General features: G+C 69.9%; 16 protein-coding genes and 3 pseudogenes. 6 read left to right on the top strand and 13 right to left on the bottom strand.

All coding sequences use genetic code 11. The features are described 5' to 3' along the window. Window positions 1-13: 13 nt before the first annotated feature. From OHA65_RS38290 to OHA65_RS38280, 3 genes are read right to left on the bottom strand one after another with little or no spacing between them, the layout of a single operon-like run. On the bottom strand, window positions 14-358 hold the full coding sequence (locus OHA65_RS38290; protein WP_331736422.1) for a hypothetical protein: 345 nt from the start codon (window positions 356-358) through the stop codon (window positions 14-16). Further along, window positions 316-1,155, bottom strand: coding sequence for an ABC transporter permease (locus OHA65_RS38285; protein ID WP_331736420.1), 840 nt, complete (start codon window positions 1,153-1,155; stop codon window positions 316-318). Before OHA65_RS38285 ends, OHA65_RS38290 begins: the two co-directional genes overlap by 43 nt. Continuing rightward, a complete protein-coding gene (locus OHA65_RS38280; protein ID WP_371647335.1) occupies window positions 1,152-2,000 on the bottom strand; it encodes an ABC transporter ATP-binding protein in 849 nt (282 codons plus the stop codon). Before OHA65_RS38280 ends, OHA65_RS38285 begins: the two co-directional genes overlap by 4 nt. A 222-nt stretch (window positions 2,001-2,222) precedes the next feature. On the opposite strand from OHA65_RS38280, the pseudogene OHA65_RS38275 reads away from it, so the two are divergent. The 4 genes and pseudogenes from OHA65_RS38275 to OHA65_RS38260 form a co-directional block, all read left to right on the top strand. Beyond that, window positions 2,223-2,610 (top strand): annotated as a pseudogene (locus OHA65_RS38275) (transposase); the annotation flags it as partial. Between the two features lie 239 nt (window positions 2,611-2,849). Further along, a complete protein-coding gene (locus OHA65_RS38270; RefSeq protein WP_327286449.1) occupies window positions 2,850-3,257 on the top strand; it encodes a YciI family protein in 408 nt (135 codons plus the stop codon). Next, a complete protein-coding gene (locus OHA65_RS38265) occupies window positions 3,254-4,411 on the top strand; it encodes a DUF6596 domain-containing protein (RefSeq protein WP_327286448.1) in 1,158 nt (385 codons plus the stop codon). Before OHA65_RS38270 ends, OHA65_RS38265 begins: the two co-directional genes overlap by 4 nt. Before the next feature lie 122 nt (window positions 4,412-4,533). Then, window positions 4,534-4,800: a hypothetical protein gene (locus OHA65_RS38260; RefSeq protein ID WP_327286569.1), complete on the top strand. Its 267-nt coding sequence runs from the start codon at window positions 4,534-4,536 to the stop codon at window positions 4,798-4,800. A gap of 34 nt (window positions 4,801-4,834) precedes the next feature. Here the strand turns inward: OHA65_RS38260 and OHA65_RS38255 are convergent. From OHA65_RS38255 to OHA65_RS38235, 5 genes and pseudogenes are all read right to left on the bottom strand, one after another. After that, window positions 4,835-4,948: pseudogene (locus tag OHA65_RS38255) on the bottom strand (SAM-dependent methyltransferase); the annotation flags it as partial. Between the two features lie 83 nt (window positions 4,949-5,031). Continuing rightward, complete coding sequence (locus OHA65_RS38250; RefSeq protein ID WP_405763593.1) at window positions 5,032-5,901, bottom strand: recombinase family protein; 870 nt, start codon at window positions 5,899-5,901, stop codon at window positions 5,032-5,034. Between the two features lie 251 nt (window positions 5,902-6,152). Beyond that, entirely contained in the window at window positions 6,153-7,022 is an 870-nt protein-coding gene (locus OHA65_RS38245) for a PhzF family phenazine biosynthesis isomerase (RefSeq protein ID WP_331736416.1), read from the bottom strand. A gap of 109 nt (window positions 7,023-7,131) precedes the next feature. After that, window positions 7,132-7,443 (bottom strand): EthD family reductase, encoded by a 312-nt coding sequence (locus OHA65_RS38240; RefSeq protein WP_327286446.1) that lies wholly within the window; start codon window positions 7,441-7,443, stop codon window positions 7,132-7,134. Window positions 7,444-7,521: 78 nt separating this feature from the next. Then, on the bottom strand, window positions 7,522-7,668 hold the full coding sequence (locus tag OHA65_RS38235) for a hypothetical protein (protein WP_327286445.1): 147 nt from the start codon (window positions 7,666-7,668) through the stop codon (window positions 7,522-7,524). Window positions 7,669-7,874: 206 nt separating this feature from the next. Here OHA65_RS38235 and OHA65_RS38230 point away from each other — a divergent pair, with 206 nt between their 5' ends. Beyond that, window positions 7,875-8,777, top strand: coding sequence for a LysR family transcriptional regulator (locus OHA65_RS38230; RefSeq protein WP_331736415.1), 903 nt, complete (start codon window positions 7,875-7,877; stop codon window positions 8,775-8,777). A gap of 11 nt (window positions 8,778-8,788) precedes the next feature. On the opposite strand, the gene OHA65_RS38225 is transcribed toward OHA65_RS38230, so the two are convergent. Continuing rightward, complete coding sequence (locus OHA65_RS38225) at window positions 8,789-9,133, bottom strand: hypothetical protein (protein ID WP_327286443.1); 345 nt, start codon at window positions 9,131-9,133, stop codon at window positions 8,789-8,791. Beyond that, complete coding sequence (locus OHA65_RS38220) at window positions 9,130-9,537, bottom strand: Tn3 family transposase (RefSeq protein ID WP_327286442.1); 408 nt, start codon at window positions 9,535-9,537, stop codon at window positions 9,130-9,132. Before OHA65_RS38220 ends, OHA65_RS38225 begins: the two co-directional genes overlap by 4 nt. 287 nt (window positions 9,538-9,824) lie before the next feature. On the opposite strand from OHA65_RS38220, the pseudogene OHA65_RS38215 reads away from it, so the two are divergent. Continuing rightward, a pseudogene (locus OHA65_RS38215) lies at window positions 9,825-9,989 on the top strand (site-specific integrase); the annotation flags it as partial. A 223-nt stretch (window positions 9,990-10,212) separates the two neighbouring features. Here the strand turns inward: OHA65_RS38215 and OHA65_RS38210 are convergent. From OHA65_RS38210 to OHA65_RS38200, 3 genes are all read right to left on the bottom strand, one after another. Continuing rightward, window positions 10,213-11,613 carry a cytochrome D1 domain-containing protein gene (locus tag OHA65_RS38210; protein WP_327286441.1) on the bottom strand — a complete coding sequence of 467 codons (1,401 nt, stop codon included), beginning with the start codon at window positions 11,611-11,613 and terminating at the stop codon, window positions 10,213-10,215. A 446-nt stretch (window positions 11,614-12,059) separates the two neighbouring features. Next, complete coding sequence (locus OHA65_RS38205) at window positions 12,060-12,932, bottom strand: hypothetical protein (RefSeq protein ID WP_327286440.1); 873 nt, start codon at window positions 12,930-12,932, stop codon at window positions 12,060-12,062. A 10-nt stretch (window positions 12,933-12,942) separates the two neighbouring features. Next, window positions 12,943-13,392 carry a papain-like cysteine protease family protein gene (locus OHA65_RS38200; RefSeq protein ID WP_327286439.1) on the bottom strand — a complete coding sequence of 150 codons (450 nt, stop codon included), beginning with the start codon at window positions 13,390-13,392 and terminating at the stop codon, window positions 12,943-12,945. Window positions 13,393-13,482 lie beyond the last annotated feature (90 nt).

The raw sequence follows: 13,482 nt of genomic DNA, 5'->3' as shown, positions 1-13,482 counted from the left end.
TCGCAACGCCGGCCTACTCGGTGACCATCACAGGATCAATCGGGAAGGTACGCCCTCCGCATGCCCTCCGAGGTTGATCCACAGGTACTGAGCATTGCTCGGCGGCGAGGCCGTAGAGGACGAGGTGGGCGAACCAGGGTGCGCCGTCGGTCCACAGCAGCAGCTCCAGCACGATGCCCATCAGGGTGAAGGAGGCGTGCCAGCCCAGGAGGATCCGCAGCAGCCAGCCCTGGCCGTTGTCCCCGGGTTCGGCGGCCGAGGGCTCCGGAGCGGGGGCGGCCGCCTTGTGCTCCGGAGCCGTGGCCGTGGCCGTGTTCAGCCGTCGTTGCGGCCCTTCCAGCGAAATGTCTTCAGGCATACGATCAATCCCACTACGGCGTAGGCGCCGAGCGCCAGCGCGGTCTGTCCATGGCCCCATGAGTGGCCCGGCTCGTACGGCTGGAAGGTGTCGGGCAGGAACACCGAGCGCATGCCCTGACAGATCCACTTCATGGGGAAGAACGAGGCTATCGTCCGCAGCGGGTGGGGCAGGTCGTTGAAGGGGACGAAGACGCCGGAGTTGAACTGCAGCACGATGACGGGCAGGAAGACCATGGCGCCGGCACTCTGCGGGGCGACGAAGCTGCTGTAGGCGAGGCCGAGGAGAGTGCAGCTGACGATGCCCAGGAGGTAGACCCAGGCGAAGGTGGCCCAGCGGGCGGGGTCGGTGGGCAGTTGGAGACCGAAGAACGCGGTGCCCAGTCCCAGGAGGACGACGGCCTGTCCGATGCTGGACACCATCACCACGGCGAGCTTGCCGGTGAAGTAGGCGCTCTTGGGCATCGGTGTGGTGCGCAGGCGCTTGAGGGTGCCGTTGGAACGTTCGCCGACGACCTGCAGGACCATGCTCTGGAAGCTGGTGGACATGATGCCCACGCCGAGCATGCCGGTGACGTAGATCTGCTGGGCGTCGACGCCGGTGTCGCCGATGCGCTGCTTGAAGATCGAGGCCAGCAGGACGAGCATGAGCAGGGGCATAGCGAACGTGAAGATCACCTGCCCCTTCTCCCGGAAGAACTGCTTGATTTCCAGGGCGCTGCGCGCGGCCGCGACCTTCCACAGCGGCAGGGCGAGCCGCGGGGCGTGCGTGCGGCGGAGGGTCGGGGGCGCGCTCACGTGTTGTCTCCGATCATGTGCAGGTATACGTCTTCCAGGCTGGGGCGCGCCACGGTCAGCTGGGGGATGCTGCCGCCGTAGCGTCCGGCGAGGTCGACCACCGCGGCGGTGGGGTCGTCGGTCTCGACGCGGTGCGGGCCGTGCTCGTCGGTCCAGCCGACGACGGCCTTGGTCAGGTGGCGGCCGCCGAGGCGGCCGGGGGTGTCCACGTCGAGGACGCGTCCGTCGGCGATGACCGCCACACGGTCGGCCAGGTACTCGGCCTCGTCCAGGTAGTGGGTGGTGAGCACGATCGTGGTGCCATCGGCCCGCAGCCTCTTGACCAGCTCCCAGAACTGGCGGCGTGCTTCGGGGTCGAACCCGGTGGTGGGCTCGTCGAGGAACAGCAGCTCGGGGTTGCCGATGAGGCCCAACGCCACGTCCAGGCGGCGGCGCTGACCGCCGGACAGCCGGCTGGCGCGCCGGCCCTGCTGCTCTCGCAGGCCGACCGCCTCCAGCAGTTCCGTGACGTCGCGTGCGTGGGCGTGGAGCGAGGCGAAGTGGGCGAGGATCTCGCGGACGGTCAGCTGGGGGTAGTCGTGGGAGTCCTGCAGCACGACACCGACGTTGGTGCGCCAGGCCGCGTTGGCGGTCCCCGGGTCCTCGCCGAGCACGGTGATCTCACCGCTGTCGCGTTCGCGCAGGCCCTCCAGGATCTCGGTGAAGGTGGTCTTGCCGGCGCCGTTGGGACCGAGCAGCGCGAAGATCTCGCCCTTGTCCACGCTCAGCTCGCCCACATCCAGGACCAGGCGCCCGCCATAGTTCTTTCGCACGTTGCGTGCGTGAATCACTCGATCTGTCAACACATCTTGGACTCTAGGCAGGGCCGGTGCCCCGGCACAGCGTGCTGTCGAAGGAGCGCCGGGGTCCTTCGATCGATGGACCCGCAGCGGCCGGAAGGCGGTCACGGGGCAGGGGGGACGGGCCGGGGACGTCCCAACCGGCTTGGACGGGACCTCGAACGCGACCGGCCAGCATGCGGCTCAGCGCATGCCCGCGCGGCGGCGCCTTCCGTCGTTGACGTCGGTATGGGGCGGGGTACGTGGAGTTGGATTGTTCCGGACGGGTTATGGGAGATCGCGGAGCCGCTGATCCCGCCGTCGAGAGGGTGAGGCTGCAGGGCGGCGGGACGCAGGACACGCCTGATGAGACGCTGTTCGCGGCGATCATCTACGTCCTCGTCAGCGGGTGCGCCTGGCGGTCGTTGCCGCCCTGTTTCGGGATATCGAAGTCGACGGCCCACCGCCGGTTTCTGATCTGGTCGAGGGCCGGAGTGTGGGGCCGGCTGCACGAGGAGATCCTGTACCGGCTCGACGACGCCAGCCTCCTCGACCTCTCCCGAGCCGTCCTCGACTCCGCCCACGTCCGCGCTAAAAAAGGGGCGAACTCACAGGTCCGAGCCCCGTGGACCGGGGTAACGGTCATCGTCCACAGCCTTGCCGCCAGATGTCACAGCCATCCCCCACTCGCCGACCACACGATCCGTGAACACCTTCGTCAGTGCGAGTGCGCGACGCGGACACGCTGCTGCGCACACCACGGACCCGCGCCCGACCGAAAAGATATGGGACGGGAGTGTCGAGAAGTCGTGGGCGGCTCCGTCCTCGGAGTGAAGGCAGCCAGAATGGGTCGCACCAGTACCGAGGAGAACCACCATGGCCAAGTACCTGCTGCTCAAGCACTACCGTGGCGCCCCGGCTCCGGTCAACGACGTGCCCATGGACCAGTGGACGCCCGAGGAGATCTCGGCGCACATGCAGTACATGCGCGACTTCGCGGCCCGGCTTGAGGGGACCGGCGAGTTCGTCGACGGGCAGGCGCTCGCCCCCGAGGGGACGTTCGTCCGGTACGACGGTGAGGGGCGCCCGCCGGTCACCGACGGGCCGTTCGCCGAGACCAAGGACTTGATCGCCGGGTGGATGGTGATCGACGTCGACAGCTACGAGCGCGCCGTCGAGCTGGCCGGGGAGCTGTCGGCCGCCCCCGGGGCGGGCGGGAAGCCGATCCACGAGTGGGTCGAGCTGCGCCCGTTCCTGGCTGCGCCCCCCACCATCACCGAATGACCCCGTCCATGGACGAGGCACTGCTCCGGAGCCTCACACCGGGCGTCCTCGCGGTCCTCGTCCGCCGCGGAGCAGACTTCGCGGCGGCCGAGGACGCCGTACAGGACGCCTTGGTCGAGGCGGTCCGTGTCTGGCCGGCCGACCCGCCGCGGGATGCGAAGGGCTGGCTGGTCACCGTGGCCTGGCGCCGGTTCCTCGACGCGACCCGGTCGGACGCCTCACGGCGCAGGCGTGAGGACCGCGTCGAGGAGGAGCCGGCGCCCGGGCCCTCGCCCGCTGTGGACGACACGCTCCAGCTGTACTTCCTGTGCGCCCACCCCTCGCTGACGCCGTCGTCGGCGGTCGCGCTCACCCTGCGCGCCGTCGGCGGTCTCACCACCCGCCAGATCGCCCAGGCGTACCTGGTGCCCGAGGCGACCATGGCGCAGAGGATCAGCCGGGCGAAGCGGACCCTCTCCGGCGTGCGCTTCGATCAGCCCGGCGACGTCGCCACCGTGTTGCGCGTCCTCTACCTGGTCTTCAACGAGGGCTACTCCGGCGACGTGGACCTCGCCGCCGAGGCGATCCGGCTGACCCGGCAGCTCGCCGGCGCGATCGACCACCCTGAAGTGGCGGGGCTGCTCGCCCTCATGCTGCTCCACCATGCCCGGCGCGCCACCCGGACCGCCCCCGACGGCAGCCTCGTACCGCTCGCCGAGCAGGACCGGGGCCGGTGGGACACGGCGTCGATCGCCGAGGGCGTCCGCGTCCTGCAGGCAGCCCTCGCCCGCAACCGGTTGGGCGAGTTCCAGGCCCAGGCCGCCATCGCGGCGCTCCACGCCGACGCGCGCACCGCCGAGGAGACCGACTGGGTGCAGATCGTGGAGTGGTACGACGAGCTCGCGCGCCTGACGGAGAGCCCGGTCGTACGCCTCAACCGCGCGGTCGCCATCGGCGAGGCGGACGGACCGCGCGCCGGCCTGGCGGCGCTCGCGGCGCTGGACGACTCACTGCCCCGCCACGCCGCAGTGGCCGCGTACCTCCACGAGCGCGACGGCGACCTGACGACCGCGGCCCGGCTGTACGCCGAGGCGGCCCACAAGGCACCCAACCTCGCCGAGCGCGACCACCTGACGCGCCAGGCCGCCCGGCTCAACGCCCATCGGCGTCCGTGACGGGTTCGTGCCGTCAGAGACTTTCGGGTCGGGACTCGGAGGCTTTTCGCGACGAAAGTCGCGCGCCCGGTCATCCTTCGTACGGACGAAGGCCGCACCCGCCGTCCCCTAGTGTTGTGCGCATGACCAGTGACACGGGGGACGGTGCCGGCGGACGCCAATGGCCGCGGGCCGCAATGGGTGTCGTGGCGGGACTGCTCGCCGCGGCGGGCGTGTGCGCGATCTTTTGGTGGCTGGGGCTGAACCTGGGCGTCGGCGCGGCCTGGCTGTCCGGGAAGGCCGCGGTCAAGGCGGGCTTCTTCGTCGCCGCCGGAGGTCTCGCCGGTGTGAGCATGTGGTGGCAGGGGCGTCGTGCGTCGCGCACCACGCCGCCCGAGGGGACGGACTGAGGCGCCTCCGGTAGCGCCTTGCGGGTGGCGGGTGGCGGGCCAGCAAGTGGGCGTCCAGGAGGCCCCGTTCGGAGTCCGGGTCGTGGACCAGCCGGGCGAAGGGTGCGAGGCCGGCTTCGGCCAGCAGCTCGGCGAAGCGGTCCACCGGCGGTTTCGCCGACTCCTCAAGGAGGCCCCGAAGTCCTAGCCCAGACACCAGGGAAAAAGTAACCCGCCGGTAGCTTTGGCGGCTCAGGCATTCGCGGCCGCGGCAACTTGTTCATCATGTTTGCGCAGCATGCGCAGGACGGTGGCGGGCGAGGGGTGCTGACCCTTCTTCGTGCCCTTGGAGATGACGAGCCGGACCGCGATGTCGCGCAGGCTCAACTCCTCGTCACGTAGGCGCAGGGCGGTGAACAGCATGTCGTCGTCGGTGACGCCGGCGCCGCCAATGGTCTTGCCGCGCTTGCGGGCGGACTCGTGGCCTTCGAGGGTGCGGTCCCGGATGTACTCGCGTTCCATGCCGGACATCGCAGCGAGCACGGTGAAGACGATCCCGGAGGGGTCGTGTGAGCCCTTGAGCTCCCCAGTGAGGAACTCCAGGCCGACATCGCTCGACTTCAGCTCCTCGGCGAGCATGGCCAGTTCGATGCCGCGGCCGAGCCGCTTGTGCTCGTGCACGACGAGCGTGACGGCAACGCCGGAGGCCCGGATCTTCACGGCGAGCTTCACGGCGGCGTCCAGCTCGGGGCGCACGGTGGCGCGGGTGGAGATCTTCTCCGAGAAAACCCGGGTGACCCCGGCCTCGGCGAGCGAGTCCAGCTGCGCGTCCAGGGACTGCCGGGCCGTCGAGGCGCGTGCGTAGCCGAGGCGGACGTGCCCGACTGGGGTGATGCCGGCGCTTACGGGCCGGGGCAGTTCGGTCCAGGCCGAGCCGGGCTTGCGCACCGCGGGGGTCTGCACGCTGAGCACCTTGGCGAGTTGGGGCACGAGGCGGAAGCGGGCGGTCTGGTACTGGATCGCCACCTTGGCCGTGCCGGTCCGGCACGGGGAGCCCGCGGGGGCGGCGCAGGTGGACATCGGGCAGTCGTGCGATTCCACGCGCTTGAAATCGTCGCTCACACCCCGAACTGTTTCATGAGGATGTTTCAGGAGCCCAGTCGTTTGCAACAACTCATGAAACATGATCACTGCAGGTGGGATGCGGCACGGGCGGGTGTTTCATGAGCGATTGCGCGCCTCCCGATGGACACTCAGCCGCGCCCTCGGCACCGCGTCCCGCTGACGCCCGCCACCGGGTGCCAACGCTTGACCGCAGCGGACAGCCCCAGCCCCATGCGCGGATCGCAGAAGAGGACGGTCCAGTCGTCGCCTCAGTGTCCGTCGCGGACCACCGCTAACCCGCCGACCCGGGTCGTGATGCCCGCCGGCCCGCGTCGGGCCGAAGCGAGCACGCTGGCCTGTCGACCGAGGGTGTCGCCCTGCTCCACCTCGATCGCGACCGTCTGCGCCCCTGTCGTGTCGAGCAGGTGGGCGGCCAGGCAGCCGGTGCTGTTGGCGTTGGCGACGTCCTCGTCGACACCGATCGCCGGCGCGAACATCCGCGCCGCACCCGGTCGGTCGCCCACCGGCGGTACGTACACGAAACAGCCGAGGAGCCCGTACCGCTGGCACGCCGCTGTCAGCCTGCCGAGGTGTGGGTGGACTCGGAGCAGCGCCGACCGGTCGTGGACCGGTACCAGCATGCGTGGTGCGCCGGGCGCGGCGATCCGTGGCGCGTCGGTCGGATGCGGGTCGTCCGCGGTGAGCCCGAGCGCGGCGACGATCGCGGCGCGCTCGTCCGGTGCCGGGTGACGCAGCGCGACGAGGCCCTGGTCGAACCACACCTCGATGCCGGCGGGGCGGCGGATCGCGACGGTGTCGAACGTGCGCCCGCCGGTGTGTTGGCGGTCGTTCAGCTCGCCCAGCGCGGTGCGGGTCAACCGGACGGCCTGCGCGGCAACCGTGCCGTGGCCGCAGCCGGACAGTTCGGCGGTGGCGGTGAAGAACCGGACCGGCCAGCCACCGTCCGGCGTCCGTCCCGGGCCGAGGAACGCCGCGTGCGAGGTGCCGGCCGCAGCAGCGACCGCACGCCGGTCCGCGTCCGTCGCCGCCGGGTCGTCGTCGGTGACGGACGTGGGGCTACCGCCCCGGCCGTCGCGCCGCACGCACGCATCAACCACCGTGACATCCGGCCAGGACATCGGCCCACCTTTGACGCTCAACGAACCGGCACCCGCGAACGGCGTCCGCCGATAGCCGGACCTGGCCGCAACGGCCGACCGAACGCGTCCCGGAGCGTACCGGCCTGCCTCAGCCGGTGCCGTCCTGCACCGGATAGTGGATGACGACCGCACCGCCGGTGGCGTAGTTGGCGACATCGGCGGCCAACCGCTGGCCTTGCGGCGACGCCTGCGCCGCGGCCATGGCGGCGGCGTCAGCGAACTCGCCTTCGAAGACCGCGAAATACGGCGCTTCTCCCTTGGTCGCCGCCACGTCGAAGCTGTAGCGCCACGCAAGCAGGCCGGGCCAATTCATGACCAGTGGAAGGTGGTTGGTCACGTAGTAGTCGCGGAAGTGGTCAGGGTCTGCGGGCTTGGAATACAGGACCACCAACTTATGCATGACGACCTCCGTCCAGAGACGAGGCCGTAACACTCCGGGTGACCTGGGAGCTCCTGCTAAGAACTGCCGCCGACCTCGCTAGGTGCGGAGCATCGGGATCTGGGTGAGGACGGAGGTGGTTTCGAGGAGCGCGTGGGAGTCGGTGGCCAGCCACAGCGGGAGGTCGCCGACGAAGGCTACGACATCGGGGAGGGCCCGGGTGGGTCGGGTCGCGCCAGAATCCATGGTCGAGCACACCGGGCTCGGTGGCCGCGGCCTTCGCGAGAGCCGTGAGGGCGGACTCGAAATCGGCGGTGTGCGTGAGTGCGATGTCCAGTACTGCGGTCAGTTGGATCGTCATATGCGCAGGTTAGGGCTTGATGTGCGGGCGAGGGAAAGACCGGTACGGGATAGGCTCAGAACGGATCGTTATCAATCGGCAGGGAGGGCACGTGGCGCCGGATACGGTGAGCCTGCGGTACTTCCTGGTGCTGGCGCAGGATTTGAACTTCACCCGCGCGGCCGCACGGATCGGTATCGCACAGCCCGCACTCAGCGCCCGGATGCGCCGATTGGAGGCGGAACTCGGTACGGCCCTGCTGGTCCGCAACACGCGTAGCGTCGTATTGACCACGGCCGGTGCGGCTTTGGCGGAGTCCGCGCCGCCCGCGCTGGCGGCGCTGGACCGGGCGTGGGACACCGCCCGGAGCGCGGCGGCCGGTGAACTGGGCACGCTGCGCATCGGATACAGCCTCAGCGCCGGGGCCGAGACGGCACCGGCCCTGGTGGACGGGCTGATTCGCGGCAACAGCGGACTGCAGGTCGGCGCGGTCCCGATGGCGACGCCGGAGATCTCCCCCGCGGTCGCCGACGGCCGCATCGATGCCGGGATCACCCGCGGTGAACAGCCGGGCCGTGGCGTGCGCCGGTTCCTGCTGCGGCGTGCGCGCATCGGGGTCCAGCTGGCGCAGCACCATCCGCTGGCCGAACACCCGGAGATCGAGATCGCCGACGCGGCCGCGTATCCGCTGCGACTCCCGGACCGTGCGGCCAACCCCGTGGTCCACGATCAGCTGTCCGCACTGTTCCGAGACACCCGACCACACCCCAGATTCCACACGCCCGCAGTCTCTTTCGACATGTCTCAGCGCGACCTGCGCGACGGGGTCACCCTCGCCCCGGCCGGAGAAGCCGCGGTCACGGCATCACCGGCCGGTCTCACCTGGCGACCGCTGCGGGGCGCGCCCAGCCTGACGTTCCACCTGGTCCTCCCACGCGAGCAGTCGCCACTACACCGCCGCATCCGTGCCGTCGCCAAAACCCTGGCGCACGAGCTGCACTGGCTGCCGGACTGACGCGCAAGGGGTCAAGCGAGACGGACGTCTGCGGTGGCGAGGCCGAAGACCTTGCGCCGGGCGGCCGTGGTGACGGCGAACTCGTGTTCGGTCGGCGTGAACCGGGCCACCGCGTCGACCGCGCGCACCACGGTCGCCGGATTGTGCGGGCGCCCGGTGTTCCGCAGGACCTCGCGGATGTCGTTGTACATCGTGATGAGCACGCCTCCGGCGAACGTCAGCTGGTCCTCCTCCAGGTCCGCGAGGTGCTCGACGATCGCGGTGCGGTCGCGTGCGACGTAGGCGCGCGTCAGGTCGAGGGCGCGCCGTGCGGCCTCGTTCATCCGGGGGTCAGTGCGGTCGGCGAAGTCCTTCATCGTGGCTCCGTGGTCGGTCGAGCGGAGGGGGTAGTGCGGGGGCGGGGCACGGCAGTGGGCAGCCCCACGTCGAGGCACTTGTCCATGTCGAGGCGGAACGTTCCGTACGGGTTGACGTTGGACCAGAACAGGGCGGTCAGGCCGCGCCGGTCCTCGCCGGTGAGCTTCTTCGCCCACGCTGGCTCGGCCAGGACCTGCTGCACCAGCAGGGTGTTGACGTGCACGAGCGCGGACTGGAGCAGGTGCAGGTGCAGGGCGAGCATCGACGTCTCGGCGTGCTCCTTGTCCGGGCCGGTCAGGGCGCCGACCTTGCCGTAGTGGAGCACCGTGTTCGCGCTGTTCCAGTTCTCCTCGACCTGGAGCCCGCCGTGGATCTCGCTTGCCCGGCCTTCAGCGCCCCCCACAGCGGTCGTGCCTCGTCGGTTTCGCCGCCGTGCGCACAGCGTCCCGGGCGGGGATCCCGGGCTTGCCGGGCTCGAATGCGTCGCTATCGCTTCGGTGGTGTCCCGCCGCCTCCCCGAGGCCCTCCTTCCCACGCGCACGGCCCCCATTACTGAGGTTTTCAGGGTGGGGTCGGTGGGTCGATGGTCAGGTTGGTGGCGGTGAGGCAGCCGTCGATCAGGTGGGGCCGGAGTTGGATCCTGCGTAACTCGCGGCGGAGTTTGCGGTCGAGGTCGTCGGGTGTGTCGAAATGGGACTGATGGGGTGGTCCACCACGGCCATGGCCGCGCGGTACCAACACATGGTCGACTCGGTCCGGAACGACGTGGCCCGACAGGTCGACGGACTGATCTGGGAGCGGAACGGAGACGGGCCCGGCGACGGAGCCGCCGGCGGGCTCCCATCGGTCAGGTGAGCGATGGGGGCAGGTTGGTGGACCTGCCCCCAGTCGATCAAGTCGCGACCTGGCACTGATCGATGAGCCGCGCAACCACGCTGAATGTGCCTAGCCGGCAGGGTTTCGGAGCGCGAAGTAGGCCCCCTGACGGGCTGTGTGGCGGAGCGTCGAAAACGGGCCCCGGGCGTCGGTCGCCGCTGCGGCGAGGGACGTGCCGGGGCCCGTTTCTGGTGATCGTTGATCAGGTGTTGCAGCCGGTTCCGGTGGTCGGGCTGGTGCAGCTGTTGTGGCCGGCTCCGCCGTCGTTGGTGTTGGTACCGGCACCGCCGTTGAGAGCGTCGTTGCCGGGGCCGCCATCGTTGGCGTCGTTGCCCGCGCCGCCGGCCAGGGAGTCGTTTCCGTTGCCGCCGATGAGGGTGTCGTTGCCGTTGCCGCCGGTGAGGGAGTCGTTGCCGTTGCCGCCCTCGACGCGGTCGTTGCCGTCGCCGCCGGACAGCACGTCGTTGCCGTCGCCGCCGCAGATCAGGTCGTTGCCGCCGCGGCCGTCGACCACGTCGTTCCCGGCCAGAGCGAAGATCACGTCGTCGCCGGGGGTGCCGGTCAGGACGTCGTTGCGATTGGTGCCGGTGATGGTGGCCGTGGCGGTCGCGCAGGTCAGCGCCGGCGCTGGCACGACCCCGATCGCCACCCCGAACGGGAGGTCACCGACGGGGACAGTGGCCACGACGGTGTTGGTGGCGGTGTTGATCACGGACACCGTGTCGTCGTTGGCGTTGGTGACGTAGGCGCGGGTGTCGTCCGGCGACACCGCCACCTCGCGAGGCGCATCGCCGACGGGGACGGTGGCCACGACCGTGTTCGTCGCCGTGTTGATCACGGACACCGTGTCGGCGTCGGCGTTGACGACATAGGCGCGGGTGCCGTCCCGCGACACCGCCACCCCCTGGGGCACGTCGCCGACGGGGACGGTGGCCACGACCGTGTTCGTCGCCGTGTTGATCACGGACACCGTGTCGGCGTTGGAATTGGTGACGTAGGCGCGGGTGCTGTCCGGCGACACCGCCACCCCGAACGGGTAGTCGCCGACGGGGATGGTGGCGACGACGGTGTTGGTGGCGGTGTTGATCACGGACACCGTGTTGGCGTCGGAATTGGTGATGTAGGCGCGGGTGCCGTTCGGCGACACTGCCACCCCGATGGGAGCATCGCCGACGGGGATGGTGGCGACGACCGTGTTCGTCGCGGTGTTGATCACGGACACCGTGTCGGCGCTGAAGTTGGTGACGTAGGCGCGGGTGCTGTCCGGCGACACCGCCACCCCCAGGGGCTCAAGGCCGACGGGGACGGTGGCGACGACCGTGTCGGTCGCGGTGTCGATCACGGACACCGTGCCATCGGTGCGGTTGGTGACGTAGGCGCGGGTGCCGTCCGGCGACACCGCCACTTCCCACGGCTCATTGCCGACGGGAACCGTGACCACCACCGTGTTCGTCGCTGTGTTGATCACCGACACCGTGTCATCTTGGAAGTTGACGACGTAGGCGTAGGTGCCGGGCGGCACGGCCTGGGCGGGCTGCGGGGCCACCATGGGCAGGGCCAGGCCGGCCACTAGGACGAGACCTGCCACCAGCGCCCGCAGCAACCCACCCCACCACGAGCAACGCACTCGAAGACCAGGCGGCGCCGACGACGGTAGGGCCTCCTGCGCGCCCACCCCTCTCACGGTTTGACAGATAGTCACAGCAATCCTCCCGACCGGACTGACAGAACGGGACGAATTATGATAGCTCATCATATTTAGTATGGTGGGGACACGCGACCGCCCCGACCACGGGCCGGGGCGGTCGCCTGGACGTTCGTGCGCCCCACCGAGACCGCACCCGGTCCGGTGCCGCGACCGAACCGGAGGATCCGGGCACGGAGGCGGGCGACTGGACGCCAGGCACGGTGAGCCGCCCGTCCGCGCTGAACGGGGAAACCCCCTGGCACGCCGACACGCCGGTCCGTGGACCGCGGTGCAGGACATGGTCCGGCCGGAGTGGGGTCCGGCCGGACCGGGATGGAGGCAGGGGGCGTACCGGATCGGCTTCAGCGGGTGCTTACGCGCCAGCGTCGGCGGAGGAAGACGGCCCCGCCTGCGAGGGCGAGTGCCGCACTGGACGCGCCAGCGAGTAGCAGGGTGGAGTCCGCGGCATCGTCCGCCTTGCGCTGGGGACTGTAGCCGCTGGAGTAGCCGTTGGTGTCGTACTCCGAGCCGGGCAACTTATCGGCGTAGCGGGCCTTGACCAGCTTCTGGTAGTCGCTGAGCGACATCGACGCCTGTCCGCCCAAGCCTTGCCGGGCCTCGTCGTTGAGTGGCTCGACGGTGGTGAGCTTGAGCTGGTACCAGCCGCGGATCTGCGGCTCGGTGAAGACCAGCGTCCCCAGGGTGGCCTTGCCCGCGTACGTGGCGTCGCTGTCGCCGTCACGAACGGCCGCCAGGTGCCAGCCGCCGCCCTGGGTGGGGGCGAGCATGACCGTTGCGTTGCGGCCGTTGACGGTGATGCTTAGCGAGGAGACCAGCTGGGTCAGCTTGATCGCCTCGGTGGGCAGTGGCTTGGCGGTGCCCGCGACGAACCCGGGGGTGATCTCGTTCCGTGCCACCGGGTCCTTGATCGTGAAGGCGGGGAGGTCCTGGCACGGTTCGGCCGTTTCGGGCAACGTCTGCACCTGCCCGCCGGTACCGCCGGTGGGCACCGGAGTGAGCAAGAAGCGGCAGACGGCGTTGCGGACATCGATGGACTTCACCGCGTTGAGGGCGGCCTGATAGTCGGGGATGTCGGCCGGGAGCGGGTCCTTGACCGGAGCCGCATGGGCCGGGCCGACGACGGACAGCAGTGCGGACGCACTCAGTGCGATGACGATGGACAGGCGGGAGAAGCGGGAATCCCCCCGCTTGCCGGACATTTCAGTGTCGCGCATGTCGCCTGCCTTAGCGGGAGATGCCGATGCGGGAGTGTGTCCACTTGGACGAGCTGTTGCTCACGTAGTCGTTGTAGTTCCACCACGTATACGTGGTGGTATCCGGCCACGGGTCGGCCACGGCGATCGTGCTGTTCGACGTGTCGAAGCCGTAGACCACGTTCATGTGGCCGCCGCCGGACGTCCACCCGATGCGGGCGCCGATCGGACGGGCCGCCTTCACATCGGTGTACACCTGGTTGAACGTGGCCGCACTGCTCAGGCCCGAGCCGGTGTGGGCCATGCCGAGACTGCTCCAGCCCTTGGCCATGTCGTCGAGCGTGGCGGGCTGGTTGTTGCAGCCGTAGTAGGGCTGGGCCCGATTGCAAAAGTCAGCCTGTGTGGAGCCGAAGCCCTGGAACTTCGCGATGGTCAGCCCGGAGGCGACCCAGCACCACTGGGTCTTCTCCTGCTTCAGCATACTGATGGTGTCCTGACCCGCTTCCGCGTGAGCTGTGCCTCCTGCGGCCGCGAGCGATCCCAAGGCGGCCAGCACAATGGCCGACGCCGC

Origin of the sequence: Streptomyces sp. NBC_00045 (genome assembly GCF_045041095.1) — a bacterium.
Classification (GTDB): Bacteria; Actinomycetota; Actinomycetes; order Streptomycetales; family Streptomycetaceae; genus Streptomyces.
The sequence above is the reverse complement of the archived record's forward strand: the minus strand, read 5'-3'. Positions and strand labels throughout refer to the sequence as shown.

Bases quoted from the DNA above. Each gene is read 5' to 3' on its own strand.
- OHA65_RS38200 (WP_327286439.1), bottom strand. From the start codon at position 13,392: ATGCTGAAGCAGGAGAAGACCCAGTGGTGCTGGGTCGCCTCCGGGCTG.
- OHA65_RS38265 (WP_327286448.1), top strand. From the start codon at position 3,254: ATGACCCCGTCCATGGACGAGGCACTGCTCCGGAGCCTCACACCGGGC.
- OHA65_RS38240 (WP_327286446.1), bottom strand. From the start codon at position 7,443: ATGCATAAGTTGGTGGTCCTGTATTCCAAGCCCGCAGACCCTGACCAC.
- OHA65_RS38290 (WP_331736422.1), bottom strand. From the start codon at position 358: ATGCCTGAAGACATTTCGCTGGAAGGGCCGCAACGACGGCTGAACACG.
- OHA65_RS38245 (WP_331736416.1), bottom strand. From the start codon at position 7,022: ATGTCCTGGCCGGATGTCACGGTGGTTGATGCGTGCGTGCGGCGCGAC.
- OHA65_RS38260 (WP_327286569.1), top strand. From the start codon at position 4,534: ATGACCAGTGACACGGGGGACGGTGCCGGCGGACGCCAATGGCCGCGG.
- OHA65_RS38270 (WP_327286449.1), top strand. From the start codon at position 2,850: ATGGCCAAGTACCTGCTGCTCAAGCACTACCGTGGCGCCCCGGCTCCG.
- OHA65_RS38235 (WP_327286445.1), bottom strand. From the start codon at position 7,668: ATGGATTCTGGCGCGACCCGACCCACCCGGGCCCTCCCCGATGTCGTA.
- OHA65_RS38205 (WP_327286440.1), bottom strand. From the start codon at position 12,932: ATGCGCGACACTGAAATGTCCGGCAAGCGGGGGGATTCCCGCTTCTCC.
- OHA65_RS38225 (WP_327286443.1), bottom strand. From the start codon at position 9,133: ATGAAGGACTTCGCCGACCGCACTGACCCCCGGATGAACGAGGCCGCA.